The sequence below is a fragment of the Streptomyces sp. DSM 40868 genome (genome assembly GCF_011820545.1).
Taxonomy (GTDB): domain Bacteria; phylum Actinomycetota; class Actinomycetes; order Streptomycetales; family Streptomycetaceae; genus Streptomyces; species Streptomyces eurythermus.
Map to the genome: position 1 here is coordinate 2,468,810 of NZ_CP050504.1, position 20,549 is coordinate 2,489,358.

The 20,549-nt window shown below is 71.7% G+C and carries 18 protein-coding genes and 2 pseudogenes; 8 read left to right on the plus strand and 12 right to left on the minus strand.

What is annotated here, in order from left to right; genetic code table 11:
- Positions 1-76: 76 nt before the first annotated feature.
- The gene (locus HB370_RS11120; protein WP_244405492.1) at positions 77-1,387 is read left to right on the plus strand and encodes an MFS transporter; all 1,311 of its coding nucleotides are present in this window, start codon (positions 77-79) and stop codon (positions 1,385-1,387) included.
- Positions 1,388-1,415: 28 nt separating this feature from the next.
- Here the strand turns inward: HB370_RS11120 and HB370_RS11125 are convergent, their stop codons facing one another.
- The 5 genes from HB370_RS11125 to HB370_RS11145 form a co-directional block, all read right to left on the minus strand.
- Positions 1,416-2,516 (minus strand): ionic transporter y4hA, encoded by a 1,101-nt coding sequence (locus HB370_RS11125; protein WP_030792372.1) that lies wholly within the window; start codon positions 2,514-2,516, stop codon positions 1,416-1,418.
- Positions 2,517-2,692: 176 nt separating this feature from the next.
- Positions 2,693-3,682: a TerC family protein gene (locus HB370_RS11130; protein ID WP_030792375.1), complete on the minus strand. Its 990-nt coding sequence runs from the start codon at positions 3,680-3,682 to the stop codon at positions 2,693-2,695.
- Between the two features lie 250 nt (positions 3,683-3,932).
- Positions 3,933-4,508: a TerD family protein gene (locus HB370_RS11135; RefSeq protein WP_030792377.1), complete on the minus strand. Its 576-nt coding sequence runs from the start codon at positions 4,506-4,508 to the stop codon at positions 3,933-3,935.
- Between the two features lie 164 nt (positions 4,509-4,672).
- A complete protein-coding gene (gene uvrB / locus HB370_RS11140) occupies positions 4,673-6,811 on the minus strand; it encodes an excinuclease ABC subunit UvrB (RefSeq protein ID WP_030792380.1) in 2,139 nt (712 codons plus the stop codon).
- Positions 6,812-6,851: 40 nt separating this feature from the next.
- Positions 6,852-7,730 (minus strand): MHYT domain-containing protein, encoded by an 879-nt coding sequence (locus HB370_RS11145; RefSeq protein WP_030792383.1) that lies wholly within the window; start codon positions 7,728-7,730, stop codon positions 6,852-6,854.
- A 276-nt stretch (positions 7,731-8,006) separates the two neighbouring features.
- Between HB370_RS11145 and HB370_RS11150 the strand changes: the two genes are divergently transcribed.
- Both HB370_RS11150 and HB370_RS11155 read left to right on the plus strand, forming a co-directional pair.
- Positions 8,007-8,879: a glycerophosphodiester phosphodiesterase family protein gene (locus tag HB370_RS11150; protein WP_030792386.1), complete on the plus strand. Its 873-nt coding sequence runs from the start codon at positions 8,007-8,009 to the stop codon at positions 8,877-8,879.
- A 40-nt stretch (positions 8,880-8,919) separates the two neighbouring features.
- On the plus strand, positions 8,920-9,474 hold the full coding sequence (locus HB370_RS11155) for a methylated-DNA--[protein]-cysteine S-methyltransferase (protein ID WP_030792389.1): 555 nt from the start codon (positions 8,920-8,922) through the stop codon (positions 9,472-9,474).
- A 136-nt stretch (positions 9,475-9,610) separates the two neighbouring features.
- Here the strand turns inward: HB370_RS11155 and HB370_RS11160 are convergent, their stop codons facing one another.
- Positions 9,611-10,039, minus strand: a complete 429-nt coding sequence (locus tag HB370_RS11160; protein ID WP_030792392.1) for a VOC family protein — start codon at positions 10,037-10,039, stop codon at positions 9,611-9,613.
- Positions 10,040-10,137: 98 nt separating this feature from the next.
- On the opposite strand from HB370_RS11160, the gene HB370_RS11165 reads away from it, so the two are divergent.
- Both HB370_RS11165 and HB370_RS11170 read left to right on the plus strand, forming a co-directional pair.
- The gene (locus HB370_RS11165) at positions 10,138-11,043 is read left to right on the plus strand and encodes a pseudouridine-5'-phosphate glycosidase (RefSeq protein WP_030792395.1); all 906 of its coding nucleotides are present in this window, start codon (positions 10,138-10,140) and stop codon (positions 11,041-11,043) included.
- Positions 11,040-11,963, plus strand: coding sequence for a PfkB family carbohydrate kinase (locus HB370_RS11170; protein WP_244405494.1), 924 nt, complete (start codon positions 11,040-11,042; stop codon positions 11,961-11,963). The genes HB370_RS11165 and HB370_RS11170 overlap by 4 nt, the downstream gene beginning before the upstream one ends.
- A 398-nt stretch (positions 11,964-12,361) precedes the next feature.
- On the opposite strand, the pseudogene HB370_RS41840 reads toward HB370_RS11170, so the two are convergent.
- Positions 12,362-12,687 (minus strand): annotated as a pseudogene (locus HB370_RS41840) (class I SAM-dependent methyltransferase); the annotation flags it as partial.
- A gap of 170 nt (positions 12,688-12,857) precedes the next feature.
- Here HB370_RS41840 and corA point away from each other — a divergent pair.
- Positions 12,858-13,985 (plus strand): magnesium/cobalt transporter CorA, encoded by a 1,128-nt coding sequence (gene corA, locus HB370_RS11180; protein WP_030792398.1) that lies wholly within the window; start codon positions 12,858-12,860, stop codon positions 13,983-13,985.
- Between the two features lie 103 nt (positions 13,986-14,088).
- On the opposite strand, the gene HB370_RS11185 is transcribed toward corA, so the two are convergent.
- The gene (locus HB370_RS11185; RefSeq protein WP_030792400.1) at positions 14,089-14,721 is read right to left on the minus strand and encodes a uridine kinase; all 633 of its coding nucleotides are present in this window, start codon (positions 14,719-14,721) and stop codon (positions 14,089-14,091) included.
- 324 nt (positions 14,722-15,045) lie between these two features.
- Between HB370_RS11185 and HB370_RS11190 the strand changes: the two genes are divergently transcribed.
- Positions 15,046-16,533 (plus strand): glutamate synthase subunit beta, encoded by a 1,488-nt coding sequence (locus tag HB370_RS11190; RefSeq protein WP_030792403.1) that lies wholly within the window; start codon positions 15,046-15,048, stop codon positions 16,531-16,533.
- A gap of 246 nt (positions 16,534-16,779) precedes the next feature.
- Here the strand turns inward: HB370_RS11190 and HB370_RS11195 are convergent, their stop codons facing one another.
- Entirely contained in the window at positions 16,780-17,325 is a 546-nt protein-coding gene (locus HB370_RS11195) for a carboxymuconolactone decarboxylase family protein (RefSeq protein ID WP_037703064.1), read from the minus strand.
- A gap of 47 nt (positions 17,326-17,372) precedes the next feature.
- On the opposite strand from HB370_RS11195, the gene HB370_RS11200 reads away from it, so the two are divergent.
- Positions 17,373-18,830 (plus strand): PLP-dependent aminotransferase family protein, encoded by a 1,458-nt coding sequence (locus tag HB370_RS11200; protein WP_030792407.1) that lies wholly within the window; start codon positions 17,373-17,375, stop codon positions 18,828-18,830.
- 290 nt (positions 18,831-19,120) lie between these two features.
- Here the strand turns inward: HB370_RS11200 and HB370_RS42670 are convergent.
- The 3 genes and pseudogenes from HB370_RS42670 to HB370_RS11215 form a co-directional block, all read right to left on the minus strand.
- Positions 19,121-19,183: pseudogene (locus HB370_RS42670) on the minus strand (hypothetical protein); the annotation flags it as partial.
- 173 nt (positions 19,184-19,356) lie between these two features.
- Entirely contained in the window at positions 19,357-19,611 is a 255-nt protein-coding gene (locus tag HB370_RS11210) for a DUF397 domain-containing protein (protein WP_030792411.1), read from the minus strand.
- Positions 19,612-20,472, minus strand: coding sequence for a helix-turn-helix transcriptional regulator (locus HB370_RS11215; RefSeq protein WP_030792413.1), 861 nt, complete (start codon positions 20,470-20,472; stop codon positions 19,612-19,614).
- Between the last annotated feature and the right edge of the window lie 77 nt (positions 20,473-20,549).

Here is a 20,549-nt window from a genome sequence, read left to right on the forward strand (position 1 = left end):
CGGCGCGCACCACCGGTCCCGTGATCACCTCCGCACGCCCCCGTAACTCCTGATCACGCTGGGTAGTTGACCCATCATGCACGACGTACAGGCTGTGAACAGGCCGTCCATGCCCCGGCTCGCCGCCGCCTCGCTCGCCGGGACGGCGATCGAGTTCTACGACTTCTTCGTCTACGGCACCGCGGCGGCCCTGGTGCTCGGGCCGCTGTTCTTCCCGACGTTCTCGCCGGTGGCGGGCACGCTGGCGGCGTTCGCGACGTTCGGGGTGGGGTTCATCGCCAGGCCACTGGGCTCGGTGCTGTTCGGGCATCTCGGGGACCGGCGCGGCCGGCGGCCGGTGCTCGTCGCCTCGCTGCTGCTCACCGGCGCCGCCACGGTCGCGGTCGGCTGTGTGCCGTCCTATGACACCATCGGCGTCGCCGCGCCCCTCCTGCTGCTCGTCCTGCGCTTCCTGCAGGGCCTCGGGCTGGGCGGGGAGTGGGGCGGGGCGGTGCTGCTGACCTCCGAGCACGCCCCCGCCGGACGGCGCGCCCTGTGGTCGAGCTTTCCGCAGATGGGCCCGGCGATCGGCTTCGGGCTGGCCAACGGGGTGGTGCTCGCGCTGTCGGCGGCGCTGTCCGACGCGGAGTTCGCGCGCTGGGGCTGGCGCGTGCCGTTCTGGGCGGCCGGAGCGCTGGCACTGGCCGGTCTGTGGCTGCGCTCGTCCCTCGCGGAAAGTCCCAGCTTCCTGAAGATCGACGACCACGCGCGCGTGCCGTTCTTCGAGGTCGTACGGCATCACGGGCGGCTGGTGCTGCTCACGGCCGGGGCGCTCGCGGTGGGCTACGCGGTGTTCTACGCGGTGACGACCTGGTCACTGGCGTACGCGACGGAGCGGCTCGGCGTGAGCCGTACGGTCATGCTGACGTGTGTCATGGGCGCGGTGCTCGTGCAGGGCGCGCTCGTGCCGCTCGTGGCGCTGTTCGCCGACCGGTTCGGGCGCCGGCCGATGTGTGTGGCGGGCTGTGTGGCGTGCGCCCTGTGGATGCTTCCGATGGTCGCGCTGCTGGCGACCGGAGAGCCGCTGCTGATGTTCCTGGGCATCCTGGGCGCCCTGCTCGCCTTCGTCACCGCGTTCGCGGTGATCGCCGCCTATCTGCCGGAGCTGTACGAGCCACGGGTGCGCTGCACGGGCGCCGCCGTGGGCTACAACCTGGGCGGGGTCCTCGGCGGCGCCCTCACCCCGATCGTGGCCACGGCGCTCGCGGAACGGGGCGGGCGGGTGCCGTGGGGCGTGGGCGCGTATCTGACGGGGATCGCGCTGATCAGCCTGGTGTGCTTCACGCTGCTGCCGGAGACCCGTCCGGTGCCCGTGGCGGCGGTGGAGCCGAAGCCGGTCACGGGCTGACCGGATGTGCCTGCGCCCGGGCCGTCGGCTAGGGATTGACCGCCAGTTCCAGGTAGGCCGCGAACAGCACCAGATGGACGCCGCCCTGGAGTGGTGTGGCCCGGCCGGGGACCACGGTCAGGGAACTGACCACCACGGTCAGCGCGAGCATCAGCATGTGGGTCGGGCCCAGGCCGAGGACGAGCGGCCCGGACAGCCAGACGGAGGCGAGGGCCACGGCGGGGATGGTCAGGCCGATGCTGGCCATCGCGGAGCCGAGGGCGAGGTTGAGGCTGGTCTGCACCCGGTCCCGGCGGGCGGCGCGCAGCGCGGCGATCGTCTCGGGCAGCAGGACGAGCAGGGCGATGATCACACCGACCACCGCGTGCGGCAGCCCGGCCGCCGCCACGCCCGACTCGATCGTGGGCGACACCCCCTTGGCCAGGCCGACCACCCCCACCAGGGCCAGCCCGAGCAGCCCCAGGCTGAGCCATGCCTCGCGCGCCGAGGGGGGTGACGCGTGGTCCTCGCCGCTGATCACCTTGCCCTGCCGGGTGACGGGCAGGAAGTAGTCACGGTGCCGCACGGTCTGGGTGGTCACGAACAGTCCGTAGAGGATGAGCGAGGACAGCGCGGCGAAGGTCAACTGGACGGTGGAGAACTCGGGTCCGGGCTTGCTGGTGGTGAAGGTCGGCAGCACCAGGCTGAGCGTGGCCAGCGTCGCCACGGTCGCCAGGGCGGCGCCGGTGCCCTCCGGGTTGAAGAGCGCCGTACCGTGCCGTAGGGAGGCGACGAGGAGGCTGATCCCGACGATGCCGTTGCAGGCGATCATCACGGCGGCGAAGACGGTGTCCCTGGCCAGCGTGGAACTCTTGTCGCCGCCGTCGGCCATGAGGGTGACGATCAGGGCGACCTCGATGATCGTGACGGCGACGGCGAGCACCAGGGAGCCGAAGGGCTCGCCGACCCGGTGCGCGACCACCTCGGCGTGGTGCACCGCCGCCAGGACCGAACCGGCCAGGACGAGGGTTGCCAGGGCGACCAGGGCGCCGGGCAGGGCCCGGCCCCAGGTGAGGGCCAGCAGGACGACGGCGAGCACCGGCACGAGCGTCGTCCATTGGCGGGTGAGCGACCGTAGCCGAGTGATCATGCGGCGATGGTCGCAGAGGTGTACAGGATTCGCATTCCGTTCTTTTCGGATACCTCTCGTCCTTTCCGGTGCGGGGTCCGGTGCCGGTGGACCGCAAGCGCCTTATGGCGAGACCTCGCCCAGGAGCTGGGCGAGGTCTCGGACTTCCGTGACGGTGCCGGCGGACGGCGGCACCGTCACACGTCGACGCGCTCCTTCGGGGCGTCCTCGCCCTCGGCCTGCGCCGCCTGCTTCCTGGTGGCGAGCAGGCTGGTGACGGTGGTGACGGCGAGGACCGCGCAGATCACGCCGAGCGAGACGGGGATGCTGATCTCGGGGACGTGGACACCGGACTCGTGCAGGGCGTGCAGTACGAGCTTGACGCCGATGAAGCCGAGGATGACCGACAGCCCGTACGACAGGTGGACCAGCTTCTTGAGCAGTCCGCCGATGAGGAAGTACAGCTGGCGCAGCCCCATCAGCGCGAAGGCGTTGGCGGTGAAGACGATGTACGGGTCCTGGGTCAGGCCGAAGATCGCGGGTATGGAGTCCAGCGCGAACAGCACGTCGGTGGTGCCGATGGCGAGCATCACGACCAGCATCGGGGTCATGACGCGCTTGCCGTTCTGCTGGATCCACAGCTTGGTGCCGTGGTAGCGGTCGGCCACGCCGAACTTGCGCTCGACGGCTTTCAGGAGCTTGTTCTCCTCGTACTCGTCGTCCTCCTCATCCGCGCGGGCCTCCTGGATGAGCTTCCAGGCGGTCCAGATGAGGAAGGCGCCGAAGAGGTAGAACACCCAGGCGAAGCTGGCGAGGATCGCGGCCCCGGCGGCGATGAAGACGGCCCGCAGGACCAGCGCTATGAGGACGCCGACGAGCAGGACCCGCTGCTGGTACTGGGTGGGCACCGCGAACTTCGCCATGATGAGGACGAAGACGAAGAGGTTGTCGACGCTCAGGGACTTCTCGGTGATGAAGCCCGCGAAGAACTCGCCGGCCGGCTGTCCGCCGCCGAAGACGAGGAGGCCGAGACCGAAGAGACCGGCCAGGGTGATCCAGACGACCGTCCAGACACCCGCTTCCTTGAGCGACACCTCATGCGGCTTGCGGCCGATGAAGAAGTCGACCGCGATCAGCGCGGCGAGACCCGCGATGGTGAGGACCCACAGGCCCATGGAGACTTCCACTGCACCTCCGGCATTGCGTGACGGCAAACACATCAGCGTTGTCGCTGCCGGAGGTCTCTTCCGCCCGTGACGGGCCGACGCCCCGGGACCGGAACCGGTCCGTATTGACGGGTGCGCCGCAGCAAGGAGTACTCCCCTCCGTACGGAAGACAGTACCCCAAGCACCAAGGAAAGGTAAAGAGCTTGGTAAAGCAAAAACCAAGTCAGCAGGTCAGAGGCGCTTTACCAATGCTTGGTGCGGGGCCCGCACTCAGAGGTGCCGGCGGATCGCCGGCATGAGGTCCTGGAAGGTGCGGCCGTTGGCCGGGGCGCCGAGGGCGGTCATCGTCCAGCCGGAGCCCGCCCGGTGCACCTTGGCCATGATCTGGGCGGTGTAGTCGCCCCCTCCGGCCAGGGTGTAGCGGGCGAGTTCCTGGCCGTTGCTCTCGTCCACGAGCCGGCAGAACGCGTTCTGCACCTCCTGGAACGTCTGGCCGGTGAACGAGTTCACCGTGAAGACGATCTGGTCGATACGGGCCGGGACGCGCTGGAGGTCCACCAGGATCGCCTCGTCGTCGCCCTGGCCGACGCCGCCCACGAGGTTGTCACCGGTGTGGCGCACCGAACCGTCGTCGCTCACCAGGTGGCGGAAGAAGACGACGTCCTGCGGTTCCTGGCCGGCGAAGAGGACCGCCGAGGCGTCCAGGTCCACCTCACGGGTGCGGGAGCCGAACAGGCCGCGCCGCTTGGCGGCCTGCCAGCCGAGCCCCATGCGGACCGCGGTCAGGGTGGCCCCGTCGTTCTTCTCCAGGCTGATGGCCTGACCCTTGGACAAGTTGACGGACACGGCTGAATCCCCTCTCGACAGTCCCCTGCTGCCGCGCCGGGCCGTCGCACGGCGCGGTGGTTCCGACCCTACGCAGGGCGACCGCCGCTACCGGCCCCGGCCCGCGCTTTGTGTCGGTGTTGCAACACTTGGCACACAAATGCCGAGGTCGGCGGGGCGAGCGGTCAGGCGAGGCCGGCCTCTCGCATCTGACGCAGCTCCTTCTTCATCTCGGAGACCTCGTCGCGCAGCCGGGCCGCGATCTCGAACTGCAGCTCCGCGGCGGCGGCCCGCATCCGCGCGGTCATCTCCTCGATCTGCTCGGCCAGCTCGGCCGCCGGACGGTCCGTGGGCACCGTCTTGCCCTTGACGGCCTTGCCGGCCTTCGCGCCCTTGGCCGCCTTGTCGCCGAGCGACGGAACGGGCGCCTTCGCCCCCTTGCCGTCCTTCGTCTTGCGGTAACCGGACCCGAGGAGCTGTTCGGTGTCGACCTCCTCGCGGGCGATCTGCGCCACGATGTCGTTGATCTTCTTGCGCAGCGGCTGCGGATCGATGCCGTTGGCCTTGTTGTAGGCGATCTGCTTCTCCCGGCGGCGGTTGGTCTCCTCGATGGCCCTCTCCATCGCCGGGGTGATCTTGTCGGCGTACATGTGGACCTCGCCGGAGACGTTGCGCGCCGCGCGGCCGATGGTCTGGATCAGCGAGGTGCCGGAACGCAGGAAGCCCTCCTTGTCGGCGTCCAGGATCGCCACCAGCGACACCTCGGGCAGGTCCAGGCCCTCACGGAGGAGGTTGATGCCGACCAGGACGTCGTACTCACCGGCGCGCAGCTCGCGCAGCAGCTCGACACGGCGCAGGGTGTCGACGTCGCTGTGCAGATAGCGCACCTGGATGCCGAGCTCCAGGAAGTAGTCCGTGAGGTCCTCGGCCATCTTCTTGGTCAGCGTGGTGACGAGGACCCGCTCGTCCTTCTCGGTGCGCTTGCGGATCTCGTGCACCAGGTCGTCGATCTGGCCCTCGGTGGGCTTGACGACGACCTGCGGGTCGACCAGGCCGGTGGGGCGGATGATCTGCTCCACGACGCCGTCCGAGCGGGACAGCTCATAGGCGCCCGGGGTGGCCGACAGGTAGACGGTCTGCCCGATGCGCTCCTGGAACTCCTCCCACTTCAGGGGGCGGTTGTCCAGGGCGGAGGGCAGGCGGAAACCGTGGTCGACCAGGGTGCGCTTGCGGGAGGCGTCGCCCTCGTACATCGCGCCGATCTGCGGGACGGTGACGTGCGACTCGTCGATGACGAGCAGGAAGTCGTCCGGGAAGTAGTCCAGCAGGGTGTTGGGCGGGGAGCCGGGGGAACGGCCGTCGAAGTGCATCGAGTAGTTCTCCACGCCGGAGCAGGTGCCGATCTGGCGGAGCATCTCGATGTCGTACGTGGTGCGCATCCGCAGTCGCTGGGCCTCCAGGAGCTTGCCCTGCTTCTCCAGCTCGGCCAGGCGCTCCCCCAGCTCCTTCTCGATGTCGTTGACGGCCCGCTCCATGCGCTCGGGGCCGGCGACGTAGTGGGAGGCGGGGAAGACGTAGAGCTGCTGGTCGTCGCTGATGATCTCGCCCGTGAGCGGGTGGAGCGTGGACAGCGCCTCGATCTCGTCGCCGAACATCTCGATGCGGACGGCCAGCTCCTCGTAGACCGGGAAGATCTCGATGGTGTCGCCGCGGACTCGGAAGGTGCCGCGGGTGAACGCCAGGTCGTTGCGCGTGTACTGGATGTCCACGAAGCGGCGCAGCAGCTCGTCCCGGTCGATCTCGTCGCCGACCCTGAGGGGGACCATGCGGTCCACGTACTCCTGCGGCGTACCGAGGCCGTAGATGCAGGACACCGAGGCGACCACGACGACGTCGCGGCGGGTGAGCAGCGAGTTGGTGGCGGAGTGGCGCAGGCGCTCGACCTCCTCGTTGATCGAGGAGTCCTTCTCGATGTAGGTGTCCGACTGGGGGACGTACGCCTCGGGCTGGTAGTAGTCGTAGTACGACACGAAGTACTCGACCGCGTTGTTCGGCAGCAGCTCGCGGAACTCGTTGGCCAGCTGGGCGGCCAGTGTCTTGTTCGGCGCCATCACGAGTGTGGGGCGCTGGAGCTTCTCGATCATCCACGCCGTGGTGGCGGACTTGCCGGTGCCGGTCGCGCCCAGGAGGACGACGTCCTTCTCACCGGCCTGGATGCGCCGGGCCAGGTCGGCGATGGCCGCCGGCTGGTCGCCGCTGGGCTGGTAGGGGCTGACGACCTCGAAGGGCGCCACCGTGCGTTCGATGTGGGAAACGGGCCGCATGCCATCCACCGTACGACCCCGCACTGACAACCGGTTCCGATCAGCGGTTCTGCGGGGTGCGGGGGCGGTGGTGCCCGGCCCGGCGGACCGGTCCGTGCTCCTGGTGGACGGCGGGACCGTGGGCCGCGTGGGAGGCGACGGCGGCGGCCGGGACGCCCGGCTTGTGCTCGACGGGCGTCCAGTCGGGCCCGCCCACGACCATCAGCGGATCGAAGACCACGACCACACCCGCGATGAGCAGGAAGGCGAGCGGGCCGATCAGCATCGGTGCGAGCGAGGCCGCCGCCGGCCCGCTCCCGGCGGGGTGGGTCGCGCCGTCGAGGTGGACGCCCAGGGCCGCCATCCCGGTGTAGTGCATGCCACTGACCGCGAGTCCCATGACGAGGCTGGCGCCCACGCTCCACGCGAAGCCCCGCACCTGTCCGGCGGCCCACAGGGCGGCGGTGGCGGCCACGACCGCTATGACGACGGAGGCCGCGACGGTGTAGGTGTTGTAGGTGAACTGCCCGTGGAAGCGGACGCCCGCCATGCCGAGGTAGTGCATCGAGGCGACGCCGAGGCCGGTGATCGTGCCGCCGGTGAACAGCGGGGTGCCGGTGGCGCCCCGGTAGCCGACGATGAAGACGCCGATGCCGACCATGACGATGGCGAGCCCGAGGCTCGCGTAGGTGAGCGTCTTGTCGTAGTGGATCGGCGTCTCCTTGATGGTGAATCCCATCATGGCGACGAAGTGCATGGTCCATATGCCGGAGCCGATCGCCGCCGAGCCGAGGGCCAGCCAGGCTGGGCGCCGGGAGTGCGTGACCAACAGCGACCGTGTGGTGCAGCGCAGGCCGAGGGCGCCACCGAGGCAGGCCATCAGATAGGCCACCAACGGGGTGACGGCCCCGTAGCTGAATCCGTCGACCGTGCCTTGCATCCGCGGCTGCCCTTCCGCCTTCTTGCGTCCCGGAATACCTGAATGTGCCCCCGTCCCAGGACGGCGCGGGCGGTCAGGGTTGTCGCAGAGAGTATGACTCCCCCCGGAATGGTCGAACGACTTTCCGGCAAAGAAACACGCCCTTGCCGCAGATGTGCGTCACCGGTGAGCGGGCTCGGGACGCCTCCTTCGGTATGTGGCCATCCTGCGCCGGGTGCCGTTGACGCTTTGCTGTCAGTCTGGTGCTGTCGGTATCCCTCGACGGGAGGAGTACGCATGTACGCGCGCGCAGTCGCCGGGACGGTCATCGCGGCCCTGGGAGCGGCGGCGGTCCTGCTGAGCACCGGTCCCGACGCCCGGGCGGGCGACGGGGTCGTGCCCACCGTGATCGCCCACCGGGGCGCCTCCGCCTACGCCCCCGAGAACACCCTGGCCGCCATCGACAAGGCGGCCCAGCTGGGCTTCTCCTGGGTGGAGAACGATGTCCAGCGCACCAAGGACGGTCAGCTGGTGGTCCTCCACGACAACACCCTGGCGCGCACCACGAACGTCGAGGAGGTCTTCCCCGGCCGGGCTCCGTGGAAGGTGGGGGACTTCACCGCCGCGGAGATCGCCCGGCTGGACGCGGGCAGCTGGTTCTCCTCCACGTACGCGGGCGCGCGCGTGCCGACGCTGAAGCAGTACATGCGCCGGGTCGAACGCAACCACGAGAAACTGCTCCTGGAGATCAAGAGCCCGGAGCTGTACCCGGGCATCGAGAAGCAGACGCTCAAGCTCCTCCGCAACGAGGGCTGGCTGGACGGCAGGCACCGGAACCGGCTGATCGTCCAGAGCTTCAGCGCCGACAGCGTACGGACCGTCCACAGACTGAGGCCCGCGCTCACCACCGCGTACCTGGGGACGCCCGCCGTGACGGAGCTGAAGGACTTCGCACGCTTCACGGATATGGTCAACCCCCAGAACGGGTCACTCACCCAGGAGTACGTGGCGGCGGTGCACGGCCTGCGCGGGCCGCACGGCCGGCCGCTGAAAGTGTTCACCTGGACGGTGGACACCGCGGCCGGCGCCCGCCGGGTCGCCGGCTACGGAGTCGACGGGATCATCACCAACAAGCCGGACGTGGTGCGGGACGCCCTGAACACGCACTGACCGGGCGAGCGTTGTCAGTGCCGGGTCGTACCGTGGCCGCATGGACAGCCTTGGGCAGGATGAGCAGCGGGTCGTCTGGGCCGTGGTCGGCACGGACATCGGCCCGCTGATGCTGGCGGCGACCCGGAACGGCCTGGTCAACGTGGTTTTCCACGCTTCGGACGCGGTGCGCGACCGGGCTCTGGAGCGGCTGGCCGCCCGACTGGGCGGCCGGCTCGTGGAGGATCCGGACTCCCCGCTGCCGGCGGAGGCGATACGCCAGCTGCGGGCGTACTTCGCGGGCGAGCGGCACGGCTTCGACCTGCCGCTGGACTGGTCGCTTTGCTCCGGGTTCAACCGGCAGGTGCTGCGCGAGCTGGCGTCCGGTGTGCCGTACGGCAGCGTGGTCGGGTACGGCGATCTGGCGCGGCGGGTCGGGCAGCCCGGCGGGGCGCAGGCGGTGGGAATGGCGATGGGCTCCAATCCGCTGCCGGTCGTGGTGCCGTGCCACCGGGTGGTGGAGAGCGACGGCGGCATCGGCGGTTTCGGGGGCGGGCTGGAGACCAAGCGGAAGCTGCTCGCCCTGGAGGGTGTGCTGCCGGAGCCCCTCTTCTGACCGGCTCCGGGCGCAGCCGGTCGTAGTACGCGTCTTGAAGACCTAGCCGCATGGCTGGTCGTGCTGCCGGGCCTCGAAGACCTTGCCGCATGGCTGGTCGTAGTGCCGGGGCTCGAAGAGCCGGCCGGCGATGCGGCTAGGCGTAGTGCCGGGCCTCGACGACGTTGCCGTCGGGGTCGCGGAAGTAGAAGCTGCGCGTGGCGGCGCCGCGGGCGCCCGACAGGCCGGAGTCGATGCCGGACACCGGGACGCCGTGCTCCTCCAGGCGGGCCCGCAGGGCGTCGAAGGCGTCGGCCGGCAGGGCCAGGCAGACGTGGTTGACCGGGTGGCCCGCGCTGTCGGCCGAGCCGGGCAGCATCTTCATCCGTGCGGCCAAGCCGTGCGGGGCGAGGTCGAGAATGGTCTCCTCGTTGACACGTACGGACGGGAAGGGCACCGTCCCCTCCGTGTACTCGGCGACCCCGATCGGTTCCAGGCCGACGGCCGTTTCGTAGAAGGCGGCCGCGGCGACCGGGTCGGCCACCCACAGGACGACGTGGTCGAGACGCAGGCTGTTCTTCGTCATACGCACCAGGCTGGTGGCCTCTCGGGCGGCTCACAAGCGTTTGGCCGGGTCCGGGTCCCGCCAGAGATGAAGTGGACCGACGGACAGGAGGCGGGCACATGGTACTGGTGGTGTCGGAAGAAGTCCGGAAGGCGATCGGCGCGCGGCGGCCGGTGGTGGCCCTGGAGTCCACGATCATCGCGCACGGCCTGCCCCGCCCGCGCAACCTGGAGGTGGCACTCGAACTGGAGGAAGCGGTACGGCGGGAGGGTGCCGTGCCGGCGACCGTCGCCGTGCTCGACGGGCGGCCCCGGGTCGGTCTGGACCAGGAAGAGGTGGAACGGATCGCGAACGAGGACATACGCAAGCTGGGCCACCGTGATCTGCCGCTCGCCGTGGCGGCGGGGGTGAGCGGGGCCACCACCGTCTCGGCGACGGCGCGGCTGGCCGCGCTGGCGGGCATCCGGGTGTTCGCCACCGGCGGGCTGGGCGGTGTGCACCGGGAGTGGACGGTCACCCAGGACGAGTCGGCGGACCTGGGGCTGCTGGCGCGGACCCGGATCACGGTGGTGTGCGCGGGCGTGAAATCGATCCTGGACGTGCCGGCGACGCTGCAACGCCTGGAGACGCTGGGCGTGGCCGTCGCCGGATACGGCACGAACCGGTTCCCGGGCTTCTATCTGGCGGACTCGGGGCATCCGGTCGACTGGAGGCTGGACACTCCGGAGCAGGTGGCCGCCGTCATGCGCGCGCAGGACGCGCTGGACGCGCCGGAGTCGGCGCTGGTCGTCGCCAATCCGGTCCCGGAGGCGGAGCAGCTCGATCCCGCTCTGCACGCGCGCGTGCTCGCCGACGCGCTGCGCGCCTGCGCGGAGCAGGGCGTCACCGGGCAGGCGGTGACACCGTTCCTGCTGGACCACCTGGTACGGCACACCGATGGTGCCTCGCTGCAGGCCAACCTGGCCGCGGTGCGGGGCAACGTACGGCTGGCGGCGCGGATCGCCACGGAGTGGGCCAGGGGGTGAGCGCGGGCCGGCGCGGAAGTCTGCTGGTCGTCGGGGACGTGGTCACCGACGTGGTGGCCCGGCACCGGGGGCCGCTCGCGGCCGGCACCGACACGGCCGCCGCGATCCGGACGCTGCCGGGCGGCGCGGGCGCCAACGTGGCCTGCTGGGCGGCGTACGCGGGCGCTGCGGACGTACGGCTGCTGGGGCGGGTGGGCGCGGACGCCGTGGCCTGGCACGAGCGGGAGCTGGTCGCGGCCGGGGTGCGGCCCCGGCTGGTGGTGGATCCGCAGGCGGCGACCGGGACGGTGATCTGCCTCGTCGACACGGGTGCGGCGGCCGAGCGGACGTTCCTGACGGACAGCGGGGCGTCCTTGCGTCTGGGCCCCGCCGACTGGTCGGACGCGCTGCTCGACGGGGTGGACCGGCTGCATTTGTCGGGCTATCTGCTGTTCACGGAGTCGAGCCGGGCGCTTGCCGGGACGGCGCTCGCGGCGGCACGCGCGCGAGGGGTGCCGGTCAGTCTGGATCCGGCGTCGGCCGGCTTCCTGGCGGAGCTGGGGGTGGACCGTTTTCTGGCGTTCGCCCAGGGACTGGACGTTCTGCTGCCCAGCCGGGACGAGGCGTGCCTGCTGACCGGGCTGCCGGATCCGGCGGACGCGGCGGCCGAGCTGAGCCGTCTGGTGCCGTTGGTGGTGGTCAAGGCCGGGGCGGACGGGGCACTGGTGGCCCGGCGCGGTGCCGTGCCCACCCGGGTTCCGGCCCTGCCGGTGGCGCCCCGCGACACCACGGGTGCGGGTGACGCTTTCACCGGCGCGTTCCTCGCCGCGCTGCTGGCGGGCGCGGGCCCGGAGGAAGCGGCGGCGCGGGGCTGCCGGGCGGGCGCGGAGGCGGTCCGCCGGGTCGGTGGCAGACCGCCGCATCGGGACGGCGGGAGCTGAGCCCTGCCGGGGCCGGGTTCGTCGCGCCGGTCGTGCCGGGAGCGCGGCGGCGGCCTGCGGGATATCCGAACCCTTGGAGGGGTGGGCCGGAAGCAGGGCATCCGCACGCGGTGGAGGGGAGCCCGCGACCGGTTGCCGTCGCTCTTCTGCCGTCGTTCTCCTGGTCCCGGGCGGCCTGCCGGTGACGGGGGTCAGCCTGGGGGGTGCCTGCCGGTCCCGGGCGGCCTGCCGTGGCGGGGGCCTGCCGGTGGGGGGCCGCTTCCCGGTCCCGGGCGGGCTGTCTTCCGGCCGGGGGCACCCTGTGATCGCGGATGGCCTGCCGGGTCCCGGTCCGCCTGCCGGTTGCAGGCGAAACGGTCCGGCGCCCCGGCACAACACGGCACGGCCGCTCTGCCTTCGAGGGGCCGGAGGGCCGGGTCGGGGTCCTCGATCAGCAGCCGCCCGTCGGGCCGCAAGGACTTGATCACCGCCCGCAAGGCCCTTTCCCGGCCGGGTGCATGGACGAAGACGAGCCGGGCGTGGACCAGGTCGTAGTCCTCCCCCGGCGGCTCCTCGGCGCCCACGTCGTGGACGCGCACCTGTACCGGCGTGCGGGCTGCGGGGGCGAGCCGCGAGGTGTCGATGTCGGTGGTGACGGGAGCGTGGTGAAGGCGTCGAGGCGCCGGCCCGCCTCGTTCTGCCGGTTGTCCAAAAGGTACCCGTCGGATGGCGTCTTGCCCTCGATCGTCCCTGCCGGTCCCCCGGAATCCCGGTTCGGCCGTCGTTTGTCCACAGGCGGGAACAAAGCGGAACTCCCTGTTCCCACAGGCTTCCCCGCACTTTTCCCAGGACTGGCAGACTTGCGGGGCAAGGCGCGGAAGCGTCGCACTCGGAGATCCACACGAGGAGATCCAGATGTCCATGGCAGGGAATCTGCGGAAGGTCACGGGGCTGGGCAGCGTCGGCGGCCTGCGCAAGGTGGCACGGCTGGCCCGGCGTCGGCCGCGCGTGGACCTGAGCCATCCCGCCAGATCGCCCCTGGGATCCTCGGTGGTCAACTGCGTGACATATCAGGACGGCGTGCGCGTCCCGGGGTGTTCCGACCTGGTGGATGCCGTGCGGCTGATACGCAAGACCGGCGAGGGCTTCGTCTGGCTCGGGCTGCACGAGCCGACGGAGCGTGAGTTCGCCGGGGTGGCCGAGTTGTTCGACCTGCACCCACTGGCGGTGGAGGACGCGGTCGAGGCCCATCAGCGACCCAAGCTGGAGCACTACGGGGACACGCTCTTCGCGGTGTTCAAGACGGTCTGTTACGTGGAGCACGAACGGCTGACGGCGACCAGCGAGGTGGTGGACACCGGCGAGATCATGGTGTTCGTCGGCGAGGACTTCGTGATCACGGTGCGGCACGGGCGCCATGGCTCGCTCGGCCCGCTGCGCGAGGAGCTGGAGACGGACCCGCAGCAGCTCGCCAAGGGGCCGGCGGCGGTGCTGCACGCGATCGCCGACCTTGTGGTCGACGACTATCTGAACGTCACGGACGCGGTGCAGGGCGACATCGACCAGGTCGAGACGGAGGTGTTCTCGGAGAACGGCGCGCGGCTCGATCCCGGTCGCATCTACCAGATGAAGCGTGAACTGCTGGAGCTGAAACGGGCGGTGGTGCCGCTGGGCCGCCCGGTGGAGGATCTGGCGACCCGGCCCATGCGGGTCGTCGACCCGGAGATACAGGCGTACTTCCGGGATGTGCTCGACCATCTGATCCGGGCCAAGGAACAGATCGCCGCGTTCGACGAACTGCTCAACTCCATTCTGCAGGCGCATCTGGCACAGGTGACCGTCGCGCAGAACGAGGACATGCGGAGGATCACGGCGTGGGCCGCGGTGATCGCCGTGCCGACGATGGTGTGCGGGGTGTACGGCATGAACTTCGACCACATGCCGGAGCTGCACTGGCGGTTCGGCTACCCGCTGGTCATGGTCGTGATGGCGGCGGCGTGTCTGGCGCTGTACCGGGGCTTCCGGCGCAACGGCTGGCTCTGAGCGCGGGCGCACCGGGTCGCGCGGCAGCGGTACGACCGTGAGGCCCCGGGACGCCGGCTCCCACGGCCGCCGGGCCGGCCCGGCGGCCTGCCCGCCCACCGGGTCAGCCGCTCCAGGCGGGGTGGCGCGGGTCGTCGGCGCGGACCAGCACGTCCGCCGTGCCGACCGGGTCGGCTTCGGCCGCGTAGCGCTCGAAGGCGGGGAGGGTCCAGTGGTCGGCCTCGGGGGTGCGGCGGCGCAGAGCGCCCGGGGAAAGGAGGAGATGCACGGACAGATCGAAGGGGAACCAGTGACGCAGCAGGAGGGGACCGTGGAGGAGGAGAATCCCGCCGGGCGGGAGTTGGACGTAGGGGCTGCGGGTGGCCCGGTCCGTGACCGGGTCCCACAGGTCGGGCAGGATCCGCCCGCTGCCTCCGGGATCGAGCGGGCCGAACACCTCCCGCCACAGGGCGCCCGTGTCGAACCACCCGCTGTAGTACGACTCCGCGTCGCGCCGCCCGTGCTCCAGGCGCAGCGAGGCCGGGCGCAGGAAGCCCTCCGCGCCGATGACCAGGGAGGGACGGCCGCGGACACGCAGCGCCTCGCCGACACGCGCGGCCAGGTCTCCCGGCTGAGCGGCCGGTGCGCCGTCGAAGCCGACGCGCGGCCAGGCCCCTCCGTCGGCCGGCACCGTGTCGGCCAGCCGGTCGGCGAGCCGCTCGGCCAACCGGTCCCAGGTGATCGCTTCGAGTCGCACGAGGCCATGATGCCGGGTGACCCGGTGGAGCGACGAGGACGGTCGGGCACCGACGCCGACCATGCCGTGGGCCGTGGGCATGGCGGGCGGGGCGGCTGGGTGTCCCTCGTGACGCGGGGTTGGGGGTACGGGTGCGGGGTGCGGCGCCCAAAGACACGAGGACACGGTGACACAAGGTCTCGCGTGAACCCCGGCAGAAAGCGCTGTCCGCCGCTCTGCGCCGGGGCCCGTGGGGACGTATCGTGGCGGGAAGAGTGCTGCCCGATGTCGGACGGACCTTCGTACACCCGGCGCCTGTGGTGCCCCGTACGCGAGGAAGACGCCATGGCCGATCCCAAGGGGTTCATGACCACGCCGCGCCAGGAGTGGTCGCGGCGGCCCGTCGAGGAGCGGGTGCGGGACTGGGACGAGGTGTACGTCCCGGGAGCGCTGCTGCCCATCATCAGCGAGCAGGCCGACCGCTGTATGGACTGCGGCGTCCCGTTCTGCCACCAGGCCTGTCCGCTGGGCAATCTCATCCCCGAGTGGAACGACCTGGTCTCGCGGGAGGACTGGCGGGCCGCCTCCGACCGGCTGCACGCGACCAACAACTTCCCGGAGTTCACCGGGCGCTTGTGTCCGGCCCCGTGCGAGGCGGGGTGTGTGCTGGCGATCAACCAGCCGGCCGTCACCATCAAGAACGTCGAGTGCGCGATCGCCGACCGGGCGTGGGAGGAGGGCTTCACGCCGGCCCGGCCGCCCGAGCGGCTGTCCGGTAAGACGGTCGCCGTCATCGGTTCCGGGCCCACCGGGCTGGCCGCGGCGCAGCAGCTGACCCGGGCCGGGCACACGGTCGCGGTGTACGAGAAGGACGACCGGATCGGCGGGCTGATGCGGTACGGCATCCCCGAGTTCAAGATGGAGAAGCGGCATCTGGAGCGGCGGATCGGGCAGATGCTGGCCGAGGGGACGAAGTTCCGCACCTCGACGGCGGTCGGCCGGGACGTTCCGGCGGCCGGGCTGCGGGACCGGTACGACGCGGTGGTGATCGCGACCGGTGCCACGGCGTGGCGGGAACTTCCGGTGCCGGGCCGGGAGTTGAGCGGGATATACCAGGCGATGGAGTATCTGCCGCTGTCGAACCGGGTGTGCGAAGGGGATCTGGAGGTCTCGCCGCTGTCGGCCGCCGGCAAGCACGTGGTGATCGTCGGCGGCGGGGACACCGGGGCGGACTGTCTGGGCACGGCGGTGCGCGAGGGGGCCGCGTCCGTCACCCAACTGGACATCTACGCGCAGCCGGGTGCTGAGCGCGACGAGGACAGCGACCCCTGGCCGACGTACCCGAAGATCTACCGGCTGTCGGCCGCGCACGAGGAGGCGCGGGAGCTGCGGACGGCGCCGGCGGCGGACGCGGACGCCCGGCTGTTCGCGGCGTCCACGCTTCGCTTCACGGGAGACGAGAGGGGGAATGTGCGGTCACTGCATCTGGTCGAGGTCGACGAGCGGCGGCTTCCGGTGCCGGGCACCGGGCGGGCGCTCCCGGCCGATCTGGTGCTGCTCGCCCTGGGATTCTCCGGGCCGGACCGGGAGGACGGTCTGATCGAGCAGCTGGGGCTGGCGCTGGGGCCGCGCGGCACGATCGCGCGGGACGACGGGTTCGCGACCAACGTCCCCGGGGTGTTCGCCGCGGGCGACGCGGCGCGCGGGCAGTCGCTCATAGTGTGGGCGATAGCGGAGGGCCGGGCGGTCGCGGCGGCCGTCGACCGCTATCTGACGGGGAGTTCCCGGCTCCCGGCCCCGATCTCCCCCACCGACCGGCCGATGACCGTCTGAGCGCGGCACCGCCGACCGCCTCCGCCTCCCGGGGCGCCGCCCGGGCAACGCGTACCACCCGACCGCCCCTTCCCCTTGCCGCCTGGGCGACCCGCACCACCGGCTCCGTCCTCCAGTGCCTGGGCAACCCGCACCACCTGGCCCCTTCCGCCGTCGGCCGGACGACCGGGCGCCACCGGTTTCGCCGCCCCACGGACCGACCGCCTCCACCGGCCCACGGACCGGCATCCCACCGTCGGCCCCTCCTCAGCCGGTGCGTTCGTCCGTGCCCGCCACCTTCGCCGTGGCGAGGGCCACCCGGTTCCAGGTGTTGATGGTGAGGATCAGGGACAGGACCTGGGCCAGTTCCCGTTCCTCGAAGTGGGCGGCGGCCTCGGCGTAGACGGGGTCGGGGACGCCTCCGTCGGCGATCAGGGTGACCGCCTCGGTCAGGGCCAGCGCGGCCTGTTCCTTGGGGGTGAAGAAGTGCCGGGCCTCCCGCCAGACGGCGACCAGGTGGAGCCGGTCCTCGCTTTCCCCGGCCTTGCGGGCGTCGTTGGTGTGCATGTGCAGGCAGTAGGCGCAGTGGTTGAGATGGGAGGCGCGGATCTGGATCAGTTCGACCAGGGCCGGGTCCAGGCCCGCGCGGGCGGCGGTGTCGAAGCGGATGATCGCGCGGTAGACCTCCGGCGCGGCCTTCGCGAAGTCCAGGCGGGTGCGGGCGGCCTCGGCGGCGGCGATCCCCGCGGTGGGATCGAAGACGCTGCCAGAGGTGCTGCCGGGGGTGCTGATGGTGTGCGTGTCCGTCGTCATGTGCTCCACGGTAGGAGCCGGAAAGACCGATAGTAGGGTGCATTTCCATGACAGAATCGTGGGTCAATTACGCGGAGCGGATCGGCGTCGACCTGCATCTGGAGCTGTCCGGGCCGGGTGGCCGGCGGGCCGCGCTGACCCGGGCGCTGCGGGAGGCCGTGCGCGGTGGCCGGCTGGCCCCGGGCACCCGGCTGCCGCCGTACCGGTCGCTCGCCGCGGACCTGGGCGTGGCCCGCAACACGGTGGCCGACGCCTACGCGGAACTGGTCGCGGAGGGCTGGCTGACCGCCCGGCAGGGTTCGGGGACCCGGGTCGCCGAGCGGGCGCGCCCGTTGCGCCGGGCCGTGGATGTGCCGGCCCAGGCGCCGGCGCGCACGGGTGGCCCGCGGCACGATCTGCGGCAGGGCAGGCCGGACGCCTCGGCCTTTCCGCGGGCTGCGTGGGCGGCCTCGTACCGCCGGGCGCTCCAGGCGGCGCCCAGCGAGGCGTTCGGGCCGGGCGACCCGGCCGGGCGCCGGGAGTTGCGGGAGACGCTGGCGGAATACCTGGCACGCGCGCGTGGGGTGCGTGCCGAGCCGGACCGGATCGTGATCTGCTCGGGCTTCGCGCACGCGCTGCGACTGCTCTTCGGCCGGGACGCGCCGGGCTCGACAGGCGGGGCAGGCGGGCCGGCCGGGGGCGGGGTGCTGCGCGGTCCGCTGGGGGTGGAGGCGTACGGGCTCGGTTTCCACCGGGACCTGCTCGCGGCGGCCGGTGTGCGCACGGTGCCGCTGCCGCTGGACGAGCACGGCGCGCGGGTGGCGGCGCTCGGGCGCGAGCGGGCCGTGCTGCTGACGCCCGCGCACCAGTTCCCGACCGGCGGACCGCTGCGTCCGGAGCGCCGGGCGGCGGTGATCGACTGGGCACGGGCACGGGGGGCGGTGGTGCTGGAGGACGACTACGACGGCGAGTTCCGCTACGACCGCCGGCCCGTCGGCGCACTTCAGGGACTCGACCCGGAGCGGGTGATCCACATCGGGTCGGTCAGCAAGAGTCTGTCACCGGCGCTGCGGCTGGGCTGGATGGTCCTGCCGGAGCGGTACGTGGAGCCGGTGCTGGCGGCGAAGGGCGAGCGGGAGGGGTGGGCGAGCGTGCCGGACCAGTTGGCGCTCGCGGACTTCGTGGCCTGTGGGTCGTACGACCGGCATGTGCGGCGGATGCGGCAGCGGTACCGGGGCCGGCGTGACCGGCTGGTCGCCGCGCTGGCCGAACGGGCGCCCCACATCGAGGTGACGGGCATCGCGGCGGGGCTGCACGCGGTGCTGCGGCTGCCGCCCGGCACGGAACGGACGGTGGTGGAGGCCGCCGCGCGGCGGGGCGTCGCCCTCGACGGTCTCGCCGCGTTCCGGCACCCGGACGGCCCGGCGTCGGCCGGTGACGGCCTGGTGGTGGGGTACGCGGCCCCGGCCGACCACGCCTACGGGGCGGCGCTGGAGGCGCTGTGCGAGGTGCTTACGGCGGCGTGACGTCCCGTACGACCGGGCGGCACGTCCGCGGTGGAGGAGGCCCATGACGACCAGGGCGATTCCCTTGTGGCCTGCGGGCCACCGCGTCGTGCCCCCGGGGTCACGCCGTCGTCCTGGCCCGGCATCGGTTCGCCCGGCCCGGGGTCCTGGCGGTGCACGAACCCCACGCCGGGTCCACCAGGTCCAGGGCGGTGACGAAGCGGGGGAATTCCTCGCGTGCGGGGAGGCGCGGTCGGCCCGCGCCGTCACCGGCACCCGGCGGTCCGGGGCCGACGGTCCGGGGCCGGCGGTTGCCGGCCCATCGCCTCGTCCAGGGGGTGGTTGTCCTTGCCGCCGGGACACCGGTCGTACATCCGCGCGGGGCGCGGCCTGCCGGTGTCGGTCTCGATGACCGCCGGGTCCGGCCCTGTCCTGCCGCGCTCCGTGAGCGTCGGCGCGGGGACCAATCAAATCTGGGTCACGGGAGGGAGGTTGAGCGCAATGATCAAAAGCCTCGACGGGGCGCCGGGCCGGGCCGCCGGCGAGTTCAGGACAGCAGGAAGTCGGCCACCCCCGCCTTGGCACCCTCTATGAACGCGGACATCTCGTCCATGGTGTAGATCAGCGCCGGACCGTCCGGGTCGGTCGACTGGCGCACGGCGATCCGGCCGTCGGCGAGCTTCATCGCCTCCAGGCAGTTGCCGCCGTTGCCGCCGCTCCAGGGCTTGTGCCACCCCTCGCTGCCCAACTCCCGCGCGGGCATGCCGTTGTAGACGCGTCCGCGCGGCGTGATGCGATCCATTCACAGCTCCTTGCGGAGATCCCGGAGGATCTCCTTCGTGCGTTGTGCCGTAGCGGCCTGTGCCGCCATGCGGTCCATGACCTCCAGGTGGGTCGCCACCTCGGCGCGCGCGTCCAGATAGACGGCGCCGGTCAGGTACTCGCTGTAGACCATGTCCGGCAGTTCGGACATGGCGAATCGGAACAGCACGAAGGGCCCGTACGTCCCCGGGTGCGGCCCGTTGGCGAACGGGGCGACCTGGAGCGTCACATGGGCCAACTCCGTGGCCTCAAGCAACTTGTCGATCTGTGCGCGCATGACCTCCGGGCCGCCGACCGGACGGCGCAGCGCGGTCTCGTCCATCACCGCCCAGAAGCGGGGGGCGTCGGGGCGGGTGAGCAGGGCCTGGCGCCGCATGCGCAGGTCGACATGGCGCTCGATGTCGTCCGGGCTGGTCTGGCCGATGGCGCCGGACTTCAGCACGCCACGCGCGTAGTCCTCGGTCTGCAGCAGCCCGGGGACGAAGTGCGGCTCGTAGGAGCGGATGAGGCTGGCCGCGCCCTCCAGGCTGACGTACATCGAGAACCAGCCCGGCAGGATGTCGTGGAACCGCTGCCACCAGCCGGGCCGGTTCGCCTCCTCGGCCAGCTGGACGAAGACCTCGGCCTCGTCGTCGGGGACGCCGTAGGCCTTCAGCAGCAGTTGCAGGTACGGGATTTTGAGGGCGACCTCCGCCGTCTCCATGCGTCGGACGGTGGCGGGGGCGACATGGAGGACCCGGGCGGCCTCCTCGCGCTTCAGCCCGGCGCGCTCCCGCAGGTCCTGCAGGCGCCGGCCGAGGACCACCTGGCCCACCGTCGGCGCGGACCGCGGTTCGCTCACGCTCCCACCTCCACCGAAAGCCTCCGAAAGTTTCCCGACAGCCCTGCGGCGCCATTCGAAGACTCATTCGAAGACCG

Excerpts from the sequence above, each read along its gene's own strand:
- HB370_RS11150 (WP_030792386.1), top strand. The coding sequence starts at position 8,007 with ATGTACGCGCGCGCAGTCGCCGGGACGGTCATCGCGGCCCTGGGAGCG.
- corA (WP_030792398.1), top strand. The coding sequence starts at position 12,858 with ATGTCCATGGCAGGGAATCTGCGGAAGGTCACGGGGCTGGGCAGCGTC.
- HB370_RS11155 (WP_030792389.1), top strand. The coding sequence starts at position 8,920 with ATGGACAGCCTTGGGCAGGATGAGCAGCGGGTCGTCTGGGCCGTGGTC.
- HB370_RS11190 (WP_030792403.1), top strand. The coding sequence starts at position 15,046 with ATGGCCGATCCCAAGGGGTTCATGACCACGCCGCGCCAGGAGTGGTCG.
- HB370_RS11145 (WP_030792383.1), bottom strand. The coding sequence starts at position 7,730 with ATGCAAGGCACGGTCGACGGATTCAGCTACGGGGCCGTCACCCCGTTG.
- HB370_RS11125 (WP_030792372.1), bottom strand. The coding sequence starts at position 2,516 with ATGATCACTCGGCTACGGTCGCTCACCCGCCAATGGACGACGCTCGTG.
- HB370_RS11210 (WP_030792411.1), bottom strand. The coding sequence starts at position 19,611 with ATGGATCGCATCACGCCGCGCGGACGCGTCTACAACGGCATGCCCGCG.
- HB370_RS11195 (WP_037703064.1), bottom strand. The coding sequence starts at position 17,325 with ATGACGACGGACACGCACACCATCAGCACCCCCGGCAGCACCTCTGGC.
- HB370_RS11160 (WP_030792392.1), bottom strand. The coding sequence starts at position 10,039 with ATGACGAAGAACAGCCTGCGTCTCGACCACGTCGTCCTGTGGGTGGCC.
- uvrB (WP_030792380.1), bottom strand. The coding sequence starts at position 6,811 with ATGCGGCCCGTTTCCCACATCGAACGCACGGTGGCGCCCTTCGAGGTC.
- HB370_RS11120 (WP_244405492.1), top strand. The coding sequence starts at position 77 with ATGCACGACGTACAGGCTGTGAACAGGCCGTCCATGCCCCGGCTCGCC.
- HB370_RS11200 (WP_030792407.1), top strand. The coding sequence starts at position 17,373 with ATGACAGAATCGTGGGTCAATTACGCGGAGCGGATCGGCGTCGACCTG.
- HB370_RS11165 (WP_030792395.1), top strand. The coding sequence starts at position 10,138 with ATGGTACTGGTGGTGTCGGAAGAAGTCCGGAAGGCGATCGGCGCGCGG.